The sequence below is a fragment of the Desulfosarcina sp. genome, from assembly GCF_055467485.1.
The window spans coordinates 1-20,756 of the sequence record NZ_JBUOIV010000071.1; the positions used below are offsets into that span (position 1 = coordinate 1).

Annotated in this window: 20 protein-coding genes; 12 read left to right on the forward strand and 8 right to left on the reverse strand. The window is 57.2% G+C overall.

Features of this window, described 5'->3' with window-relative positions; all coding sequences use genetic code 11:
* Positions 1 to 228: TetR/AcrR family transcriptional regulator (locus ACZCED_RS21900; RefSeq protein WP_464861721.1), on the reverse strand; the 228-nt coding region annotated here is incomplete at its 3' end.
* 562 nt (positions 229 to 790) lie between these two features.
* Here ACZCED_RS21900 and ACZCED_RS21905 point away from each other — a divergent pair.
* Complete coding sequence (locus tag ACZCED_RS21905) at positions 791 to 1,582, forward strand: SDR family oxidoreductase (protein ID WP_462971031.1); 792 nt, start codon at positions 791 to 793, stop codon at positions 1,580 to 1,582.
* A 119-nt stretch (positions 1,583 to 1,701) separates the two neighbouring features.
* Here the strand turns inward: ACZCED_RS21905 and ACZCED_RS21910 are convergent, their stop codons facing one another.
* Together ACZCED_RS21910 and ACZCED_RS21915 are read right to left on the reverse strand one after the other, a co-directional pair.
* Positions 1,702 to 1,983 carry a hypothetical protein gene (locus tag ACZCED_RS21910; RefSeq protein WP_464861722.1) on the reverse strand — a complete coding sequence of 94 codons (282 nt, stop codon included), beginning with the start codon at positions 1,981 to 1,983 and terminating at the stop codon, positions 1,702 to 1,704.
* A gap of 260 nt (positions 1,984 to 2,243) precedes the next feature.
* Positions 2,244 to 3,155 carry an alpha/beta hydrolase gene (locus tag ACZCED_RS21915; RefSeq protein ID WP_464861723.1) on the reverse strand — a complete coding sequence of 304 codons (912 nt, stop codon included), beginning with the start codon at positions 3,153 to 3,155 and terminating at the stop codon, positions 2,244 to 2,246.
* 185 nt (positions 3,156 to 3,340) lie between these two features.
* On the opposite strand from ACZCED_RS21915, the gene ACZCED_RS21920 reads away from it, so the two are divergent.
* On the forward strand, positions 3,341 to 4,219 hold the full coding sequence (locus ACZCED_RS21920; protein WP_462971028.1) for a fumarylacetoacetate hydrolase family protein: 879 nt from the start codon (positions 3,341 to 3,343) through the stop codon (positions 4,217 to 4,219).
* An 83-nt stretch (positions 4,220 to 4,302) separates the two neighbouring features.
* A complete protein-coding gene (locus ACZCED_RS21925) occupies positions 4,303 to 5,202 on the forward strand; it encodes a dihydrodipicolinate synthase family protein (protein ID WP_464861724.1) in 900 nt (299 codons plus the stop codon).
* A 531-nt stretch (positions 5,203 to 5,733) separates the two neighbouring features.
* On the opposite strand, the gene ACZCED_RS21930 is transcribed toward ACZCED_RS21925, so the two are convergent.
* The 3 genes from ACZCED_RS21930 to ACZCED_RS21940 form a co-directional block, all read right to left on the reverse strand.
* A complete protein-coding gene (locus ACZCED_RS21930) occupies positions 5,734 to 6,462 on the reverse strand; it encodes a DUF4197 domain-containing protein (RefSeq protein ID WP_462971026.1) in 729 nt (242 codons plus the stop codon).
* A 185-nt stretch (positions 6,463 to 6,647) separates the two neighbouring features.
* Positions 6,648 to 7,940, reverse strand: coding sequence for a histone H1-like repetitive region-containing protein (locus ACZCED_RS21935; RefSeq protein ID WP_464861725.1), 1,293 nt, complete (start codon positions 7,938 to 7,940; stop codon positions 6,648 to 6,650).
* Positions 7,912 to 8,274 carry a hypothetical protein gene (locus tag ACZCED_RS21940; RefSeq protein ID WP_462972049.1) on the reverse strand — a complete coding sequence of 121 codons (363 nt, stop codon included), beginning with the start codon at positions 8,272 to 8,274 and terminating at the stop codon, positions 7,912 to 7,914. The genes ACZCED_RS21935 and ACZCED_RS21940 overlap by 29 nt, the downstream gene beginning before the upstream one ends.
* 26 nt (positions 8,275 to 8,300) lie before the next feature.
* Between ACZCED_RS21940 and larE the strand changes: the two genes are divergently transcribed.
* The 9 genes from larE (at position 8,301) to ACZCED_RS21985 (ending at position 17,522) form a co-directional block, all read left to right on the forward strand.
* Entirely contained in the window at positions 8,301 to 9,143 is an 843-nt protein-coding gene (gene larE, locus ACZCED_RS21945; protein WP_462972050.1) for an ATP-dependent sacrificial sulfur transferase LarE, read from the forward strand.
* Positions 9,144 to 9,165: 22 nt separating this feature from the next.
* On the forward strand, positions 9,166 to 9,639 hold the full coding sequence (locus ACZCED_RS21950) for a GNAT family N-acetyltransferase (RefSeq protein ID WP_462972051.1): 474 nt from the start codon (positions 9,166 to 9,168) through the stop codon (positions 9,637 to 9,639).
* A gap of 47 nt (positions 9,640 to 9,686) precedes the next feature.
* The gene (locus ACZCED_RS21955; protein WP_462972052.1) at positions 9,687 to 10,922 is read left to right on the forward strand and encodes a lipoprotein-releasing ABC transporter permease subunit; all 1,236 of its coding nucleotides are present in this window, start codon (positions 9,687 to 9,689) and stop codon (positions 10,920 to 10,922) included.
* A gap of 94 nt (positions 10,923 to 11,016) precedes the next feature.
* Positions 11,017 to 11,721 (forward strand): DUF6901 family protein, encoded by a 705-nt coding sequence (locus ACZCED_RS21960; protein WP_462972053.1) that lies wholly within the window; start codon positions 11,017 to 11,019, stop codon positions 11,719 to 11,721.
* The gene (locus ACZCED_RS21965) at positions 11,714 to 12,247 is read left to right on the forward strand and encodes a C40 family peptidase (RefSeq protein ID WP_462972054.1); all 534 of its coding nucleotides are present in this window, start codon (positions 11,714 to 11,716) and stop codon (positions 12,245 to 12,247) included. Before ACZCED_RS21960 ends, ACZCED_RS21965 begins: the two co-directional genes overlap by 8 nt.
* 413 nt (positions 12,248 to 12,660) lie before the next feature.
* A complete protein-coding gene (locus ACZCED_RS21970) occupies positions 12,661 to 14,019 on the forward strand; it encodes a DEAD/DEAH box helicase (RefSeq protein ID WP_462972055.1) in 1,359 nt (452 codons plus the stop codon).
* Positions 14,016 to 14,315, forward strand: coding sequence for a hypothetical protein (locus tag ACZCED_RS21975; RefSeq protein ID WP_462972056.1), 300 nt, complete (start codon positions 14,016 to 14,018; stop codon positions 14,313 to 14,315). Before ACZCED_RS21970 ends, ACZCED_RS21975 begins: the two co-directional genes overlap by 4 nt.
* Positions 14,316 to 14,386: 71 nt before the next feature.
* Positions 14,387 to 15,526, forward strand: a complete 1,140-nt coding sequence (locus tag ACZCED_RS21980) for a THUMP domain-containing class I SAM-dependent RNA methyltransferase (RefSeq protein ID WP_464861726.1) — start codon at positions 14,387 to 14,389, stop codon at positions 15,524 to 15,526.
* Between the two features lie 91 nt (positions 15,527 to 15,617).
* Positions 15,618 to 17,522 carry an ATP-binding cassette domain-containing protein gene (locus tag ACZCED_RS21985; RefSeq protein WP_464861727.1) on the forward strand — a complete coding sequence of 635 codons (1,905 nt, stop codon included), beginning with the start codon at positions 15,618 to 15,620 and terminating at the stop codon, positions 17,520 to 17,522.
* Here ACZCED_RS21985 and thiL read toward each other — a convergent pair.
* Together thiL and ACZCED_RS21995 are read right to left on the reverse strand one after the other, a co-directional pair.
* A complete protein-coding gene (gene thiL, locus ACZCED_RS21990) occupies positions 17,517 to 18,503 on the reverse strand; it encodes a thiamine-phosphate kinase (protein ID WP_462972059.1) in 987 nt (328 codons plus the stop codon). The genes ACZCED_RS21985 and thiL overlap by 6 nt on opposite strands.
* Positions 18,490 to 20,514: a hybrid sensor histidine kinase/response regulator gene (locus tag ACZCED_RS21995; RefSeq protein WP_462972060.1), complete on the reverse strand. Its 2,025-nt coding sequence runs from the start codon at positions 20,512 to 20,514 to the stop codon at positions 18,490 to 18,492. Before ACZCED_RS21995 ends, thiL begins: the two co-directional genes overlap by 14 nt.
* Positions 20,515 to 20,756 lie beyond the last annotated feature (242 nt).

A 20,756-nucleotide genomic window follows, 5' to 3' on the forward strand; every position in this document is an offset into this window, starting at 1 on the left:
AAAGCGGTCTGAAAATTCGCGGTAATAGTTATCGAAGGTGTAATCGATGTATTTGAGAAGCAGGTCTTGCTTGTTCTCGAAATAATAGTGCAGCAGGCCGTGATTGACACCCGCTTTGCGGGCGATCTCCTTGATGGTGGTCTGGTGAAACGGTTTTTCCAGAAGGCAGCGGTGCAGTGCTTCCAGGATCTGGATGCGCCGCTCATGGCGAACGATGTCTTTGGGCATGGTTGGGCCCCTCCCATCCAAAAAAGAACCGGATTGCCGCTGGCAATACCCTCGTCAATATTCAAATTAGTCGTTCAACTAAGTTAAGTAACTAAATCAAAGAATCGATTCAGTCAACAGGAATTACCGTTGACCCACCCTGAGGACCCGGTGCCCGGTTCCCTTGTTCCGCATAGACGAAAGAAGGTAAATAAGCGCGTGCACGCGGTTCAGCCGGCGGGTAGAGGATTCTGCAAGAATGGTGACCCCGATGGCCACCGAACCGGGAAAGAATGAGCAGGGGCGTTGAAACGTTTACAGGCATGGATGGCGCAGGGTTGGACACGGTTGATATCGTGTTTACATTGGTTGAATTGTGCTCGTCCAGAAGCGCTGATCGACGGACCGAGAAGATGAATGTCTATTTTCAGTTCGCTCGCTATCGCGGTTCAACCGGATAATCGTTTTATGCGAACCCATTCGGCCTTACCGCAGCCACGCTGATAGTCCACGGGCATTTCTTTCAGGGTGCCTGCGGGTACTTTGTTCGTCTATCGATTGACCCACATTCAGGAGGTGGAAAATGGATCTCGGAATACGCGGTAAAATCGCCCTGGTGACTGCTTCAAGCCGGGGATTGGGGCGCGGCTGTGCCGAACAACTGGCCGCAGAAGGGTGCCGGGTGGCCATCTGCTCCCGTGACGCCGGCGCAGCCAGACAGGCCGCCGAAGCAATTTCAAAAAAAACCGGGACGGACGTGTTTGGTGTGGCTGCCGACTTGAGCGAGGCTGGGGATATCAACCGCCTGCTCGATGGCGTTCGAAAGGCTCTCGGGGAACCGGAAATCCTCGTGACCAATGCAGGCGGTCCTCCCCCGGGAACATACGCCAGCACGGCTATCGAGGAATACGAAAAGGCCCTCAACCTGACCTTGATGAGCGCCGTGCACCTTATTCACGGGGTCACACCGGCCATGCAAAGCAACGGCTGGGGCCGGATCATCGCCATCACATCCATTTCGGTCAAGCAGCCCATCGGCACGCTGTTGCTCTCCAATATGGCCCGGGCCGGTCTGACCGGTTTTTTGAAAACGATTGCAACGGAACTGGCACCCGACGGCATCACTGTCAACGCATTGCTACCGGGCACCCACAAAACGTCGCGAATCGATCAACTGGCGACGTTCCGTGCCGAACAGGAGAAGACCTCGCCTGAGGCGATCATCCAGGAGATGATGTCGGCCAACCCCAGCCAGACCATCGGGGACCCTTCCGATTTCGGGGCTGCCGCTGCCTTTTTGGCCAGCGTCCAGGCCCGTTACATTACCGGCCAGAACATATTGGTTGATGGCGGGAATTATCGAGGGCTGCTTTAGCAACGGGTGTTGTAAGCGGGCAGCCGTCGACCGATTGCTGACGGTTGCTTGGAGTTGGCTTGGCAACGTACACATAGCGGGCACGTATTCAAGGCGTTGTCGCTCCTGGAAATGGGCGACTATTGAGAATTGGCGTTCTGCTGGAGAATGGTAGTCAGTTTGTAGAGTTCTTTTTGCAAGTCGAGGAGCTTGCCTTGCAGCAGCGTCCCCAGGACGGCCATGCGTCCCCTGGCGTTGCCGGAATTATCCAGAACCCTGTCGATCTCCGCCTGGTAGGCACGCAGGTGCGGTTGACGCTCCAGAAAGCGCTCGCGCTCCGCCAGTGCCTTCTGCAGGCATTCGTTGGCTGTGGCGCGTCGCTGGTTTGTCGCTCGATTGCCTTTGTCGGGATGTTCCTGCATGCTATCTCCAGATCTCTCTTCTGTTCCCGGTGGTTGTGCGGTAAATGGTATCGTTGGATTTTAAAAACATGAAGTCGAACGCCGTAACCCGGATTCACCGATGGGCGTGGCAATCGCTTTGTGATTAAGCAAGCCATGGGCCAGAAACCTAAAATGTAAAAAAAAGTATACAAAAACGGGATGTTAACGTTTTTTCGACCTCGCCTCGGATCAGCGGATAGGAAAATTAGTAAATAATATTAGCTGACATTATAGTCTAATTATATGTCAGCAATTACCCAATCGATTCTGGAAGCGAGATAGACCGGTGCGGCCGATTCGGCTTTTGATCCTATGCACCGAGCCGGCAGGCGTACTGAAGCAACCGGTCGAAGGCGAAGATATTCCATGAGCCTGGAGAAGGAAGGGGCATGACGGTCGAACGGGTCAAGATGAGAACCGGTTGTTTTCAGTAAATATTTTGGCTCCGGGGCGGAATCAAATAACCGGACCGCATGGGAGAAAGGAACATAATCATCTTCAACGCTGTGGATGACGACCGTGGGTGCGGTGAGATTCTTGAGCTTGGTGCCGTTGGTAAAATGAAACTTCAGCAGCCATTGGGTCGGCAGGAACCAGTATTGTCGTCGGGCGATTTCATCCAGCGAGTAAAAGGTCGATTCGAGGACCAGCGCGGCGACCCGTTTAAACTGGGCGATCTCAGCGGCAACCCCACCGCCCAATGAACGTCCCCAGATGATGATATCCTCGGGCGCGATCATTTTTACAGCCGTCAGATAATACCAGGCCGTCAAACCATCCGTGTAGATGTCCTGCTCTTTTTTGATCCTGCCGGCACTGTTCCCATATCCACGGTAGTCGACCAGCAATCCATTGACACCCATCTTATCAAAGGTGTTCAGGCGAGATGTTTGGTGACTGATGTTGGTGCCGTTTCCCTGAAAAAAGAGAACCGTTTTCTTAGCATTTTTCGTCCGCTGCCACCAGGCATTCAGTCGTTGGCCGTCAGGTGTCACCAACACCACCTCAGTGACGTCAAGGTGTTTCGGCGGTTTCGTGGAAGCTCCCCTGGATTGAAATATCACATAACTTTGCGTGAGATGGGCGAAAGCAACCAGCAGCGGATAGGCAATCAAGGCGAATATGAATACGATTATCGTCTCTTTTTTCATTTCCGGAGACCTGTCCGATTGTTTTATTTCCGCCGAGGCCGCGCCAATCAGGGGTAGGCCGTTGAATCGCCACATCCGACTTGACGGGATCATCATTCACCGCTTAAAAGAAAAGATCAAGTCAACAATTCCACGATCGCCGCGTTCAAGGGATTTCGTGCGTGGAAACCATAGGGAGAGGCAGCATGCGATTAGCTACCGTTCGGGTAGATGAAAAAGAGCAGTTGGCGATCTGCCGGAAAAACGGATGGGTCCTCATCGCGGATCTCAACCGGGCATTTGAGAGCCAATGGCCGGAAACGATGGATCGGCTGTTAACGACAGGCCAGCTCACCCGGCTGAATGCCTGGTATCGGGAAACGGGAAGCCGCGCACTGGATCAGCGGGGGCATCTGTTTTCCAGCGCCCAACCGGACATCTACGCCCCGTTGTATCGGTATCCACCAAAAATATGGGGCATCGGGCTCAACTACAGCGAGCATGCCCATGATCTTTCCGAGAAGGCGCCGACATCGGCACCGGCCAGTTTCATGAAACCGGCGACCGCCATCATCGGGCCCGGAGAGACGATACGAATACCAACGCTTTCTGAAAAGACGACCGCGGAAGCCGAGTTGGGCATCGTCATCGGCAGGCGCTGCAAAGATGTGCCCCGGGAAAAATGGCTGGACGTGGTGGCAGGATTTACGACCATCCTGGACATGACGGCTGAGGATATTCTCCGCCAGAATCCACGCTATCTGACCATGTGCAAAAGCTTCGACACGTTTTTCTCATTCGGTCCGCAGCTGGTCACGCCGGACGAGGTCGCCGATGTGCTGCGCCTGAAAGTCTCGACCATCATCAATGGGCGTGTGCATGCCGAGAACACGGTTGATCATATGACGTTTACACCCGATGTGCTGGTTGCCTATCACTCCAGGGTGATGACGCTTTTACCGGGTGACATCATTTCGACCGGAACGCCCGGAGCCGTCCACATTCACCACGGCGACCAGGTGGCCTGCCGGATCTCCGGTTTCGAAAGCCTGCACAATCCGGTGGTCGACCTCAAGTATTCCTGACGGCTTAATCAAACCGACGATTCCTGCAAAACACCGGCGCAATGGCTTTAATGATCGCCAACAGTTAAGACAGGGGGAAGCTGATGCTGCTTAAGGGCATATATCCAATCGTTCCGACACCGTTTCTGGATCAAGGCGAGATCGACTACCCCAGCATCGAGCGCCTGGTCGATTTCATGGCGCAAAAACGGGTGCATGGTCTGGCCATTCTGGGCGCCCTGGGGGAGGGACACAAGCTGACCGACCAGGAACGCACAGACGTGATTGCCCGGTACCGTGCGCTGCTCCCAAAGGGGTTGGGGCTGGTGGTCGGGGTGCGGGCGCCTGCCACGGATCCGGCGATTACCATGGTGCACCGTGCGCGGGAACTGGGGGCGGATGCGGTCCTGCTGGGTCCCCACACCGTTCAAAAGGATGGCCCGCTGCTGGACTATTACCAGCGCGTTTCCGATGCCGCGCAAATTCCCTGTATTATCCACGACTATCCTGCCGTGACCGGAATTACGATGACCGTGCCACTCATCAGCCGTATTTACGAGGCTACCGCAAACATCCAGTACATCAAGCTTGAAGATCCGCCTACGGGGATGAAAATGCAGGCCCTGAGCGAAACCGTCGGACCCGGGCTAAAGGTTTTCGGGGCGCTGGGCGGCATGTATGCCTTCGAGGAGTTGGAACTGGGGGCCGTGGGGGTGATGACCGGGTTCGTCTATGCCGAGTTGCTTGTTCAATTGTTCGAACGGGTCCAGAATCAGCAATGGAAGCAGGCCGCCGAACTCTTTTACGATTTCCTGCCGTTGAATCGCTGGGAATTCCAGCCCGGCATCGGCGTGTCGCTTCGAAAGCAGGTTTTAAAACAGTTGGGAATTTTCTCGACCGCTACGGTCAGGCACCCCGGCCCTGACGCCGACGCTAAGACCGTCGCCCAGTTGTTTCGGATCGTGGAACATCTCCGGGAAAAAGGCTACCCCCTGGCCGTGTGACGCTGAACAGATTCCATCTTAAAGCAGAACCCTGCCAAAAAAAATCGGGCAAGACCCGGAGGAAGGTCTTGCCCGAAAAAAGGGTGGAACAGGTTTGGTCTCTGTATCCTGCCAGGAAGATCAGAAGACCATTAGGTTGAAGCATGGATCAGATTACCTTCGCTGTTTTAAATGAAGCATAGGATGTGCCATCGTTTTAAAAATTATTTAAAACAAATCAAAACAGTAGGATGCTTAATGATTACCGAAAAGAAGGCTGCAACGATGAGCAACCTTTTTCACATCAGATGGGAAATGATGGTAACAAGAAAGCCCCTGCAGAGGCATGCTGCAGGGGCTTTTGGAGAGGTGGAATGGAGGTTTATGGCATTTCCACGCTAAGCGTTAAGATGCGGTTCGTTCCCATTGGTTACATTTTTTTATAATTTTGGAAGCGAAAACCGAACGGTTGATCCGGCTCTCCCAGGATCCTGGCCGCGATCGCCATCTTCGATGGAGATTTTATTCATATGCTGATCTTCTTCGCTGCCCCTATTCAAAGACCTTTTTAAGCAGATCCGTGACACGGGCAGCGGGATCGTTTCTGATTTTGGCCTCTTCTTCAGCCAGCCGGATAAACAATCCATCAATTGATTTTTCGGTGACATAGGCGTCCAGGTCGACTGCGTAATCGCCGGCAAACGGAATCGATTGGATTTTCTCGGACAGAGATTGATAGGTTCGGGTAACACCGACGCTTTCTATGGACTGTTCGATGATCGGTTTGAACAACTCCCGCAATTTGCCGGCTGTTTTGTTTTTAAAGTATGCGGTCGCCTCGTTGTCGCCTCCCTTGAGAATTTTCTCCGCATCGGTAAATGTCATTTCTTTTATGGCATCAACGAACAACGTCCTGGCCTCAGGCGCCGCTTTTTCCGCCGCACGATTCATGCTCAGTTCAAAGGCATCGAGTTCGGAAGCAAACCCGGTGGTGCGCAGAACCTTTTCAAATTTCTGAAAGGATTGGGGCAAGGGGATTTTAAGCTGCGGATCACCATAGTAGCCATTCAACTGTGAAAGCGCCTGAACCGTGTTGCCCGTGCCGATTTCCAGTGCCTCTTTCAAGCCATCGATGATTTCATTTTGGGATACGCCCGAACTTCGGCCGATGACTTCCTGGGCCTTCTTAAAGAGGCTCCCCAGATCGGCATATGCGGATGAAAAGGCGATCAAGGAGAGGATGAACAGGCAGCCACCGACGATAAGCCTTCTGTTGTTCATTGTGGGCTCCTTTTTATAACTGTTGACAGACCCGGCTTCAGCAAAGACCGGAAGCATTGAAATTGAATTGACAATCACTCCGGCCCGATCAAATCCCGCCTGCCGGGTGAAAAAAACAAGGGGGGTGCCGACATACTGCCGGCACCCCCCTTCGTGCATTGGCGGTTAACGCGCTTGGTAATGGACTAATGCTGGCCCTTGGCCGGCGGTTCCGGGTTTTCGCCGGATCCTTCGTCCACAGGCGCCTCTTCCACCTGCGGGGCGGCGTCCGCTTCGGCCTTGGCTTCGGCAGCAGCCTGTTCAGCTGCCGCCTGTTCTTCCAGGGCGGCAATGGCCGCCTCATGGGCGGCAATGGTGCGGCCGATCAGTTCCTTCTGTGCTTTGTCCGTGGTCAATTTGTCGGCCGCGGTGAGAAATCCGATGGCGGCCTTCAGGTCGTCGACGGTCCCTCTGCTGGCGGCCACATCGGCTTTATAAGTGAGAATCAAGCGGTCGATGTTGTCGAGTCGCTGATAGGCAACGGCACGCAGTGCATTCGTGGACCCGTATTCGAGGGCGGTCTTCAAGGTCGCCTTGATTCCTTCGAAATCCGGTATTCCCGGAACGTCCAGCAGCGTGTCGGCCTTGTCGATGTAGTATTGGAATACGATCGGATAGACGTCGCCGGAGCGGTAGGTCGCTTTCGTCTCTTCGGGAGCGACCACGCCGGGCAGGGCGATGACCAGTTTTTTGCCGATGGGAGAAAACTTGCCTTTCCAGATTTCCAGCGCGCCCTGGTTCTCAGTCAGGTAATACTTGGAGGAGTTTGAGACGCTGCCGCCGATCACCAAAAGAATAAGAAACGCCAGCCCGGCGGCCATAATTTTCATGGTGTTGTCGACAGGGTCGGATGGCTTCTTGGCCGCCTCCTTTGCCGGCGGCGGTTCATAGGAAACCGCTACGTCCGGTTTCTGGGCGGCGGCTTTCTTGATCGCTTCCGCCTTCTCAGCGGCGGCCTTCTCAGCGGCGGCCTTTTCAGCGGCGGCCTTTTCAGCGGCGGCCTTTTCAGCGGCGGCCTTTTCGGCAGCGGCCTTTTCGGCGGCGGCCTTTTCGGCGGCGGCTTTCTCGGCGGCGGCCTTTTCGGCGGCGGCCTTTTCGGCAGCGGCCTTCTCAGCGGCGGCCTTTTCGGCGGCGGCCTTTTCGGCGGCGGCCTTTTCGGCAGCGGCCTTTTCGGCGGCGGCCTTCTCAGCGGCGGCTTTCTCAGCGGCGGCTTTCTCGGCGGCGGCCTTTTCGGCGGCGGCCGTTTTCGTAGCGTCGATTAAATCCTTTTCACTGTAAGTATTGGCGAGAAGTCCGCTAACACGTTTGGCATCCTTGGCGTCAAAGCCGGATAGAAATTCGGGTGCCGTGAAAGTGGGCGTGGCGGCCATTTTCTTGGGCACGGTGTAAAGGACTTTGGGGGTAACGATATCAAATTTCTTCTTCAGAAGGTCTTTCACCGAAACGGGCTTGGTCTTTGGTGCGGCCTTTTTTACCGGCTTGGGCGCCGGTTTTGATTTGGCTGCCGCTTTGGCCTTGGCTGCAGGCTTCGGCTTGGCAGGAGCCGCCTTCTTGGCCGGTGCTTTTTTCTTCGGTTTCGCCGCAGGGGCGGCTTTTTTCGGCGCGCGCTTCTTCTTGGAAGTGGATTTGATAAGACTCTTTTTCCCCATGAAAAACCCCTTTGAATTTGTATTTGGATTGGCCTATAATAAAATGGAGTGACAACCAATGCTTATAAAGGATTACATAATGATTGTAAATAATTTTTTGGAGCCCGGACGGAGCGAAAACCATTGGCAGCGGCCGGGAAAAAACTGATTATGCCGGCATCGCTTCAGGATAAGAAAAAGCGGTTGGTCGATATCTTGAAAACCTTCGACCGTCTCGCGGTGGCGCTGTCCGGTGGGGTGGACAGCGCCCTGTTGCTGGCCGAAGCCCATGCCGTGCTGGGCCAATTCGTCATCGCCGTTACGGCACGGTCTCCCGTCCATCCGGATACGGACATCGCCGATGCGGCAAGGATTGCCGCCGGCCTGGGCGTGCCCCATTTCATCATCGACTCCGACGAAATGGGGCGGCCTGATTTTCTTGCCAATACCCCGGAGCGATGCTACATCTGCAAAAAGGCCGTATTCGGGCGCTTGGTGACGCTGATCCGGGAAAAAGGCTTTAAACACCTGGCTCACGGCGCCAACATCGATGATCGTGGTGACTATCGTCCCGGGATGATAGCCGCGCGTGAACTGGGTGTGGCAGCACCGCTGTTGGATGCGGGACTTACCAAGGATGATATCCGGCGAATGGCCAGGGACCGGCAACTGTTCGTCTGGGACAAGCCGGCCATGGCTTGCCTGGCCACCCGGTTTCCCTACGGAACACCCCTTGATGCTGCCAAAATTGAACAGGTTCGGCACGCCGAGCAGGTGCTGGCTGACGTCGGGGTGCCTGGCTGCCGTGTGCGTCACCACGGAGATGTCGCCCGGATCGAGGTGCCCCTGGAAAAACTGCCGGCCCTGGTTGCCGATCCGCTAAGACGCCGTATTGTCGACCCTTTGCGCAAACTGGGCTTTTTGCATGTCTCCGTGGATCTGGAAGGCTATGTGTCCGGCAGCATGAATCGGGGCCTCGACGACGACCATAACCCTCGCACACCCAATGGCTGAAACCACTCGCTGAGAGAGCCCCATGACCGATCTCCTTGTCAGGCTTTATGATTTACCCGACCCCGGCGTGCAGTTGGCGGCCCTGGCCAAAAGGGATATTGTTGTGCGGCGGGCCATGGCCAGTGAAAGAAATCGGGTTGTCGGATGGACGCAGAATCAATTTGGCGATGGGTGGGCCGCCGAAGGTGAGGTGGCTTTTTCCCGGCAGCCGATTGCCTGCATGATCGCGGTTTCCTGCGGTCGATTGGCCGGGTTTGCCTGCCACGACTGCACATGCCGCAATTTTTTCGGACCCATCGGCATCGATCCCGGGTTCCGCCGGAAGGGGGTCGGCCGTGCCCTGCTGCTGGCCACCCTGCACGCCATGGCCCATGCCGGCTATGCGTATGCCGTCATCGGGGGCGCCGGACCGGTAGCTTTTTTTGAAACGTGTGCCGGGGCATTTTCCATACCCGGATCGACGCCGGGTATATACCGGCCAACCCTTGACGAATAGCGAGGCGGCAACGTCAGCCGTTTCTTGTTCTCCTCAGGAAAACGTAAATGTCTTTTACATGGTTCGTGGGCACCCGCTATCTCAGGGCCAGGAAAAAACAGGCCTTCATATCACTGATCACCTTTCTGGCTACCGCCGGCATTGCCGTAGGCGTGATGGCCCTGATCGTCGTCATCGCCGTGATGACCGGGTTTGAATCCGAACTGCAAAACCGAATTCTGGGTATCGAGTCCCACGTGCTGGTGATGCGCTACGGGGAATCGGTTTCGGATATCGAAGCAACGGCGGCGAAGATCGAAAAAACCGACGGAATCGTGTCGGCCACTCCCTTCATCTACACCCAGGTGATGCTGCGAAGCCCCCATGGCGTCACCGGTGCGGTGTTGAAGGCCATCGATCCATCCCTGCCGGGTCCGCCCATTTTCGTCGCAAAAAACATTGGCCTTGTCGATGTCCTGACCGATGCTGCGCCCGATGAATCCGACGGAAAAGGACCCGGACTGGTGGTCGGGCGGGTAACTGCCGAGCGCCTGAAGGTCGCCGTCGGCGATCCCGTCTATCTCATATCTCCATTGGGAAAAGGCGCCGGCGCCAACACGATGCCCGCGGTGATGCGCTTTTCCGTAGCCGGCATTTTCGAAACGGGAATGAACGAATATGACGGCGCCATGTCCTTCGTCAGGCTGGATGTCGCCCAGCGCCTGCTCCAGATGCCGGGCCAGGCCACCGGTTTTGAGGTGCGGGTTGCCGATATATACCAGGCCAAATCGATTGCCGAGGCCATCGTCGCCCGTATCGGCTTTCCCTTCTGGGCGCGGGATTGGATGCAGATGAACCGCAATCTGTTTTCCATGCTGCGGCTTCAGAAAACAGTGATGTACATTATTTTGACGCTCATCGTGGTCGTGGCCGCTTTCAACATCGCCAGTGCCCTGATTATGATGGTCATGGAAAAGACAAAGGATATCGCAATTTTAAAGACCATCGGAGCTACGAATCGACATGTTCGGCGAATTTTCGTGTTCAAAGGGTTGGTGATCGGCAGTTTAGGAACCGCCATCGGCGGTGTGCTGGGCTTTATTCTGTGCGGCATCCTGAAGCGCTACCCGTTCATTAAATTGCCCGGCGATGTCTACTTTCTCACCACGCTGCCGGTAAGCCTGCAACTGGTGGATGTCCTGACCATCGGCTTTTCCACGGTGCTGATCTGCTTTTTGGCCACCTTGTACCCGGCGGCCAGCGCGTCGGCGCTCGATCCGGTGGAAGGGATCCGTTATGGTTGAATTGCGGTCCATTGGCGTGAAACTTGCTTCGATTATAGTGGAATGAGTGGTGGCAGGTTTAACCGGTGTTCAGCACCCTGATAGAGAGACGCCCATGACGGAAAACGCATATTGGTTCAACTATGACATCGAACTCGAAGACGGTAAGAGCACGCGTTTTCATATCGAACTGGATCCGGCGACGCTGACCATGATACCGGCGTCGCCCGAGCCCTATCCGCCGTGGACACAGCTGTCTTACCAGCAGTGCAAATGCTGCCCCCTGTCTCCCAGAACTCACCTGTACTGCCCCATTGCCGTGAATATCACGGAACTGGTCGACCGGTTCAAGGATATCGTTTCCCATAAAAACTGCATGGTCGTTTGTGAAACCGTTGACCGGACCTATTCCAAAAGAACCTCGGCCATGGAGGGGCTGACCTCGGTGTTCGGCATTGTCATGGCCACCAGCAACTGCCCGGTGATGAATTTTCTCAAGCCCATGGCCCGCTTTCATCTGCCTTTTGCATCTGTTGAAGAGACCACGGCGCGCAGTACGTCGCTGTTCCTGTTGAGTCAGTATTTTGAATATAAAAAGGGCCGGGTCAACAGTTTCGACTTCGATAAACTTGAAAAAAGCTACGCCCGGGTGCAACTGGTCAACGAGGGGCTGTTGGCGCGCATCCGCAGCCTGGGAAACCGGGATGCGGATAAAAATGCCATCATCACCTTGCACTCCATATCCCAGTTTCTCTCCATGGAGATGGATTTCAGCCTGACCACCATTGCCCACCTGTTTGAAAGGGGTTCAGATGCCTGATGCCGACACCTGCGGCGGCAACGCCCACCGGTTCCTGTGCAGAGAGGCCATGGCATGCCTGTTTTTAGCGTTGCTGACGCTGATGGCGACCGGATGCGCCACCACCGCCGCTCCCGACCCAGAACCGGTGTTTTCGACGCCTGACGGATCCAGGCCGGCGCAGGTGCTGCGAGCCGAGATCCAGTCCTGGCTGGGGACGCCCCACCGGATGGGCGGACTGAGCCGTCGCGGTATCGATTGCTCGGGCCTGGTGGTCGTCCTGTACGACGACCTGTTCGATATGCGCCTGCCTAGAACAACAACCGCCCTCATGCGCAAAGGCCGGCGGGTGGAGAAGCGCAACCTGACCGCCGGAGACCTCGTTTTTTTTAAACCCGCCACCAAATTCCACCACGTGGGTATATACGTGGGCCAAGGTGAGTTTGTGCATACCTCCACCAGCCACGGGGTGATGCTCTCCCATATGGACGAAGACTTCTGGCGCCAATGCTATCTGACCAGTCGGCGGCTGCTTTCGATCGAATAGCCAATAGCCCTTGCAATTCGTGGCTGATATTCGTATATTGACGCGGGCCTTGATCTCGGGCCCGCTTTATTTGGGGCCTCGGGCCCTTCGGGAAACGGTCAAAGGCGCCCGGGTATGGAGCAGCCTGCCGTTAAGAGAAATGAAAGGATTTTTAGGTTAGCCGAATTTTGATAGGAAAACTGATTAAAGCCATAAGGGGCCGGCTATTCGACAGCGATCGCCCCAAAACTGCCGAACCGTCTGAAAAGAATAGCTCACCGACACCCGCAGCACAATCGGAAATCAGTCCCGGACCGAACAAAAAGCGTTCTCCCCGCCCACAACCGCAAGGCACGGAACCGACGCGAAAAAGCGATATCGATTCGTCTCCAGGGAAAGACCCTCACGAGCCGGCCGTCGCTTGGCATCCGGGGTTGTTTCAGGTTCCAGCGGAAGCGGACAAGACCCGGTTCCACGACCTGGACCTTCCCGATCCGATTATGCACGCCATTGCCGATACCGGGTTCCAATACTGCACCCCCATCCAGGCGGAGATCCTGCCTGCTGCCCTAAAAGGCCGGGATGCCTTCGGTCGCGCCCAGACCGGCACGGGCAAGACCGCCGCATTTCTCATCACCGTACTGACGCGGATGCTTGCCAATCCCATAAAGGGGAAACGCCCTCCCGGCACACCCCGGGTGCTCATCATCGCGCCGACCCGCGAACTGGTATTGCAGATCGCCGACGAAGCCAATCTTTTATCCACCTATTGTCCCTTTTCCATCGTCAGTGTTTTCGGCGGTATGGACTACGAAAAGCAGCGGCGGCAACTCCACGGCAAACCCGTGGACATCATCGTGGCCACCCCGGGCCGCCTGCTGGATTTCAAGCGCCGCAAGGATCTGGACCTGAGCCGGGTGGAGATGCTGATCCTCGACGAAGCGGACCGCATGCTCGACATGGGATTCATTCCCGATGTACGCCAGATTGTCTACAGCACGCCGCATAAAGACAAGCGCCAGACGTTGTTTTTCAGCGCCACGCTCACGCCGGATGTCACCCGGCTGAGCGCCAGCTGGACCCGTGACCCGCTCACCGTCGAGATCGAACCGGAACAGGTGGCTGTGGACACGGTGGAGCAGGTGGTTTACATCATCACCACCGACGAAAAGTTCGCCTTGACCTATAACATTATCACGCGGCAGAATCTGGACCGCGTGCTGGTGTTCTGCAACCGCCGGGATGAGACCCGTCGCCTGGCGGAGATGCTGGACCGCTACCGGATCGACTCCGCCGTGCTGTCCGGCGAGGTTCCGCAGAACAAGCGGATCCGCACGCTGGAACAATTCAAGGCCGGCAAGATCCGCGTGCTGGTGGCCACCGATGTGGCCGGCCGGGGCATTCACATCGAGGGCATGGATTACGTCATCAACTTCACGCTGCCCCACGATGCCGAGGATTACGTTCACCGCATCGGCCGTACCGGTCGTGCCGGGGCAGCCGGGACCTCGATCAGTTTTGCCTGTGAGGAGGACTCTTTTTACCTGCCGGCTATCGAGGCGTTTATCGGCCGCCCACTGCCCTGCATCCAACCGGAAGAGGGTTGGCTGGAACTGCCGCCGGCACCGCGCAGGCGGCGTACCAAGCCCGCTTCCGGACCCGGCGGCGGAGGGCAGAAGAGAAGGCGTCCGCGGCCGCGCCAGGGCGACGTTGCCAAGCGGAACTATCGCAAGCGCGGCAGCCGTCCAAAGCGCGCTGCATCCAATAAACCGCGAAGGACGACTTCCGCATGACCCCGCACGACTGCATGATCAATCTGATGGCCGATCTCATCGGTTTGGACGACACCTACAAAGGCGACCGGCTCAACGATCCCTCCGTCTGGGATCGCTTTATGGACGAACTGTTCAAGCGTATGGACACGATCGAGGATGAGGAAATCAGGGAATCGCTGGGCAGTATCGACAGCGAAGACTTCCAATGCTGGATCGACGACCCCGGATTCTGGTCCGCCATCGAAGCGGAGATCGCCCGGCGCCTCGAGGTGGTGAAAACCCTCCTCCCTTCCCCGCATCAGGGGCATTGTTGACCGCCATCACCGGTCGGAACGACCGATTTTGACCACCGGTTGGATGACCGGCCCTTGCAGGTGACCCATCCATGTCAGACGCACTAACCCGTAACGCCTATTTCGCCCAGATTGCCGAAGGCCTCGAATCCCCCGGTTCAGCCGAACTGGCCGACCTGGGTGCGGTCGACGTTCGTCCGGTCCGGCGCGGCATCCATTTCAAGGCGGATCGATCATCGCTATATCGCATCAATTACTGCGCCCGGTTGTGCAGCCGCGTCCTGGCGCCGATACAATCATTTGCCTGCCCGGACGCTGCAGCCATTTACCGGGCGGCACGACGCATCGACTGGACCCGCTTTTTGAACCTGGACCAGACCTTCGCCGTTTTCGCCAGCACTGCCGGCAGCAGCGTGCCCCACTCTCAGTTTGCCGGACTGAAGCTCAAGGATGCGGTCGCCGACCAGTTCCGGGATGCATTCGGGAGGCGGCCGAACGTGGATCCAAGAACGCCCGACCTGTGGATCAACCTCTATGTGGAGAAAGATCGGGGAACCATCAGCGTCGATACCTCCGGCGGCAGTCTGCACCGCCGGGGATACCGGACCCGTAGCGGTGACGCCCCCATGCAGGAGACGGTGGCCGCCGCCATGGTGCGCCTTTCCGGTTGGGACGGTCGGGTGCCTCTGGCGGATCCCATGTGCGGATCCGGCACACTGGTGATTGAAGCCGCGATGGATTATTGCCGCACGCCCGCCGGTTATCTTCGTCATCGTTTCGGTTTTCAACAGCTGCCGGATTACGATCCCCAGGTATGGAAAACGGTCAAAGACGAGGCGACCGGCCGAATCCGGAAACTGGCGGATCGCCTCATTTACGCCAGTGACATCGATGCCCAGGCCGTTTCGGCGACACGGGCCAACTGCAAGATGGTTCCCCATGCACGTACGGTAAGCGTTTTGAGAAAGGACTTCAGGCAAATCGAAGGGCTGGAGAACCGGATCATATTGTGCAACCCGCCCTACGGTATCCGCATGAAGCGTGGGGACGACCTGGACGACTTTTATCGGCAACTGGGCGATTTTCTGAAGCAGCGCTGCAAAGGCTCGGAAGCCTACATCTATTTTGGCAACCGGGAGATGATCAAGCGCATCGGTCTCAAGCCCGCCTGGAAAAAACCGTTGAGAAACGGTGGCCTGGACGGACGATTGGTCAAATACGAACTGTATTGATCGAGACCTTTTTAAATGTCGACGTGGACGGTCAAGGTTCGACGTTCATCAATAGTGGAACAAGGCACGTGTTTGTGAAAACGGAATAACGATGGCACTGATTACCCTTCGCGATATCTGTATCGGTTTCGGTACGGAGCCGTTGCTGGACCGGGTGAACCTGACGGTGGCCGCCGGCGAGCGGATCTGCCTGCTGGGCAGAAACGGTGTGGGCAAAACCACCCTCATGAACATTATCGGCGGCAGCCTGCCTCCGGATCGTGGTGAGGTGATGCGATCCCAGGACATCACGGTGAGCGGTCTGGCCCAGGGCGTCGCCCCGGACCTTCACGGGACGGTGTTCGATGTCATCTGTCGGGGAATGGGACCGAAGGGCGCGCGCCTGGCGGCATACCGCCGTCTGAGCGAACTGAACGAATCGACCGGCAGGATGGACGAGGATGCTTCGAAGGAGCTGATGCGCCTGCAGCAGGCCATCGACAGCGAAGACGGCTGGCAGATCCGGCAGCAGGTGTCGCACATCATCTCGCAGATGAACCTCACGGCGGATGGTGACGTGAGTACCTTTTCCGCTGGCATGAAGCGGCAGGTGCTGTTGGCCGCAGCCCTGGTGGCACGGCCGGACATTCTGCTGTTGGACGAACCCACCAACCACCTGGACATGACGGCCATCGACTGGCTGGAGTCCTTTCTGCTCAAGTGGCGCGGCACCTTGATCCTGATTTCCCACGATCGGATGATGATCCGCCGGTTGGCCACCCGCATCGTGGAGATCGACCGGGGTCGCCTGCACTCCTGGGACTGCGATTACGACACCTACGAACAGCGCAGCCAGGAACGCCTGGATGCAGAAGAGAAGGGCAACCAGCGCTTCGATAAAAAGCTGTCCGCCGAGGAAACCTGGATCCGGCAGGGCATCAAGGCCCGTCGCACGCGCAACGAAGGACGGGTGCGCGCGCTGGAAAAGCTTCGGGAGATCCGCCGCAGCCGGCGTGACCGTACCGGCCGGGTGCGCATGGCCCTGGATGAAGCCGAACGAAGCGGGAAAACGGTTGTCGAGGCAACGGACCTGACTTTTTCCTATGGGGATCGGATCATCGTCAAGGATCTGTCATGCACCATCATGCGAGGAGACCGAGTCGGCATCCTGGGACCCAACGGCGCAGGTAAATCCACTTTGATCCGCCTGCTCCTGGGCGAGTTGTCGCCCCAGCAGGGGCGAATCAAGCACGGCACCAATCTCGAGGTGATTTACTTCGATCAGCTGCGCGGACAATTGGATGAGAACAAGACTGTCCAGGAAAATGTCTCCCCGGCGGGAGACATGATGGATGTCGGCGGAAAGCGCCGCCATGTGATCGGCTACCTGAAGGACTTCCTTTTTTCTCCTCAACGATCCCGCACTCCCGTGTGGGTGCTTTCAGGCGGCGAGAAGAATCGCCTGCTGCTGGCCAAACTGTTTGCACGGCCCGCCAATGTCCTGGTGCTGGACGAGCCCACCAACGATTTGGATGTGGAAACCCTTGAACTCCTGGAGGAACTGCTCCTGGGCTACGGCGGAACGGTGCTTCTGGTGAGCCACGACCGGACCTTTGTCAATAATGTGGTCACCAGTACGCTGGTCTTCGAAGGGCCGGGCCAGATCGAAGGCTACGCCGGGGGGTATGACGACTGGCTGGACCAGCGACGGGAAATAGACGCAACCAAGCCTGAAAATCCGTTGCCGGGCAAGGCCAAAAAAGCCGCTGCGACACCGGCAGCCGCCCGAAAAAAACTCGGGTACATGGAAAAACGCGAACTGGAATCCCTGCCCGGCCGGATCGAAACCCTGGAAGCCCGGCAGCAGGAACTGTTTCAGATCATGTCCGACGCCGATTTCTACCGTCAGGACGGTGAACGCATCGCCGCCGTAAAGCATGAACTGGAGAACCTGGAGCAGGAGCTGGAATGCGCCTTCACCCGCTGGGAAAACCTGGAAGCGTTGGTTCATTCATAAGGTAAACCGGAAATGATTGTATCCGCCGGAAAGGGGGCGCCGCGTGCCGTCGGGAGCGGTGAGGATGCGCGCCGATGCTGCCTCCGTGACCCATCCGACCGCCGTAGCCGGAACCCCTTTTTGTTCCAGCAGCTGCTTGTTCTCCGGTGAAATGGAAAAGAGCAGTTCGAAATCCTCGCCGCCCGACAATGCAAGCTCGATCGGGTCGTTTCCGGTCAGCCGGGCGGCTTCGCGCACGGCTGGATGAATCGGTATGTCCGCGACGATAATCTCTGCTCCGGTGCCGCTTTGATCGCAGATGTGGTTCACTTCGGCAGCCAGGCCGTCGCTGATGTCGATCATGGCCCGGGCAAGGGGGGCAATCGCCGGGGAGACGTCCAACCGGCAAGCGGGGGCCAGGTGTTTCTCCCTTAAGTAAGGGGGGGGATCCAGTCCAGCAGCCAGCATGGCCAGGCCGGCGGCGGAACCGCCCAGGGGCCCGGTGACGCAGAGCATCTCTCCGGGGCGGGCATGGCTCCTCAGACGCAGGTTTTCCGGAGACACCCGGCCCAGCAGGGTGATGCTGATGGTGGCCGCCTCAGCGTGGGTGGTGTCCCCTCCGGCAAGCACCACGCCATAGCGTCGGCAGGCCTCGGCCATCCCCTGGTAGAGTGTTTCGACCCAGGCCACCTCGGTGTCCGTTGCCAGGGCCAGGGAGACAAACATGAACGTGGGGGTGCCGCCCATGGCAACAATGTCGCTGACATTGCAGGCGACGGACTTGATCCCGATTTGTGCCGGAGTGGCCCAGTCGCGTCTGAAGTGGGTCGTCTCCACCAGCATGTCCGTGGTGACCAGCAGGTAGTCACCATCCGGGAATGATCCGGCGATGACGGCGGCGTCGTCGCCAATGCCGGCCACCAGGTCCGGATGGATGGCCGGGGATTGTCGGGCCAGTCTGTCGATCAGGGCGAACTCGCCGCCGATGTCATGGATTTTCATTTTGTGCGTTTCCCAGCAGTTCTCTGACTTTTTTTGACAGGGAGGCGAGGCGGAAGGGCTTCTGAATGAAGCCGCTGCAGTGCTGCATCAGGTCTCTGGCAAGTTCTCCGTTCTGGTTGTACCCGCTGGCGAGCAGTACGCGGACCGACGGATCGATCTCCTTCAACCGGCGGATCGTGCCTTCAGCTGCGGCCCCGGGCATGATCATGTCCACAATCACCAGTTCGACCTTTCCGTCCTGTTCCTCGAAACGGGCGATTGCCTCTTCACCGTTGCCAGCGGTGATGACCGTATACCCTAAAAGCATCAGCATCTCTCGACCCACGTCGAGAAACTCCGCTTCGTCATCCACGATCAGTATGGTCTCGGACCCTTTTTCCGGCCGGGTATCAATGACACCGGCCGTCTCCTCGGTGCAGTCGGACGCCGGCAGCAGCACGTTGAATTGGGAACCTTCACCCGGAGAACTGAACACTTCGATATATCCTTTGTGGTTCTTGACGATTCCGTAGGTGGAGGCCAGTCCAAGCCCGGTTCCCTGGCCCTGTGCCTTGGTCGTGAAAAATGGCTCGAAGATCTGCTTCTGGGTCTCCTGATCCATACCGTGACCGGTGTCCCGCACCGAGAACATGGCGTAGCGGCCGGGAACAATCTCGTACTCCCGTTTGTCATTGGTGCTGAGGGCCGTGGCGTGGGTTTCGATGATCAGACGTCCTCCTGCGGGCATGGCATGCACGGCATTGATAATCAGGTTCAACAACACCTGCTCAATCTGGGTGCGGTCTCCACTGACTTTGGGTGTGTCCGGGCTGAGGCGGGTTTCAATGGTGATCAGCTGGTGGGCGTGGCCAAACATATTGAGCGTGTCTTCAACCATGTTGTTCAGGCTGATCTCGCACAGTTCCGTCTGCCCCCCCCGTGCGTAGCCGAGCAGCTGGCCGGAAAGCTTGGCGCCCCGTTGCACAATCTGGCTGATGATGGACAGACGCTTCTGGTGCGGGCTTTGGGGGGATATCTGGTGGCGGATGATTTCCACGTTGCCTTGAATGCCGGCGAGCATATTGTTGAAGTCATGGGCGATGCCGCCGGCCAGCGTCCCCACGGCTTCCATTTTCTGGGACTGGATCAGCTGGCGCTCCGTTTTTTTTCGGTGGGTGATGTCCCTCACGGTAACGACCCGGCACGGCCGGCCGGCCAGTTCCCCGGACAGTGAACGCAATTCAGCGGGAAACGTCCGCCCGGTGGCCGAGCGGGCAGTGATTTCATAGATCCGGTCTTCGTTTGCGGCGATGATCTGTTGAACCCGACTCCTGTCCTCGGTTGATACAAACTGACGGACGATGTCGACGCCGATCAACTGGTCGTGGGTACACTCAACCAGACCGGCAAAGGCATCATTGGACTCGATAAGAATGCCGTTGTCGTGAAAAAAGATCCCCTCGGTGGATGCCTTGGAGAACAGCCGGTAACGGTCATGGCTGACCGCCAGTGCCTGTTGGGCTTTCTGGCGCTCCTCCACCTCCTTTTTCAGTCGCGCGTTGGCTTCTTGCAGGCGCGTATTCTGTGCTTGGATCGTAGCGGTCAAGCGAAGCCTGGCCGCTTCCAATACGGTTTCGAAAGCCTTACGATCGGAGATGTCGTTGCCGATGCATAAAAGCTGGGTGACGTTGCCGGTTTCGTCACGAAAAGCCCGATTGGACCAGACCACCCAGATGCGGTCGCCGTTTTTACGGCGGTTTTCGTTGATCTGGTGCGTAAAGTCGTCCGGCCGGTGCAGCAGATCCTCGATCATTGCCGCCAGATCGTTGCCGGCCGCGTCCTTTTCCGGTACGATGGTGCCCACGGCATGTCTGCCCAGAATTTCCGCCTCCCGGTAACCGAAAAAATCCAGCCCGAATGGGTTGAGAGAGAGAATCCGCCCGCCGCCATCCAAACGTAGGACGATGCAGTTGGCGTCAGCCAGAGAAATCGAATCGGCGTCCGGGAAGGATGATGCGTTGTCGGATGTCATGGTTATCGATGGCTTTTGTATTCAGTTGGACCTGATTGGTGTAAATCGAACCCTAACCTGTTTTTCGTCGCTTCCGCAAGAACTTTAAAATCGGCAATGCTGCCAACGCAGTCAGTGAATTTCTCCAAGCGGTTTTAGCTTGCGAAACCGGCTGGTTCAACGGTAAGGTGGTATGAACCTGCCGGCGCCGACAGGTTCTTCTATAAGAGAAAGATACATGTGTGCAGGAGCGTTGAACCGAC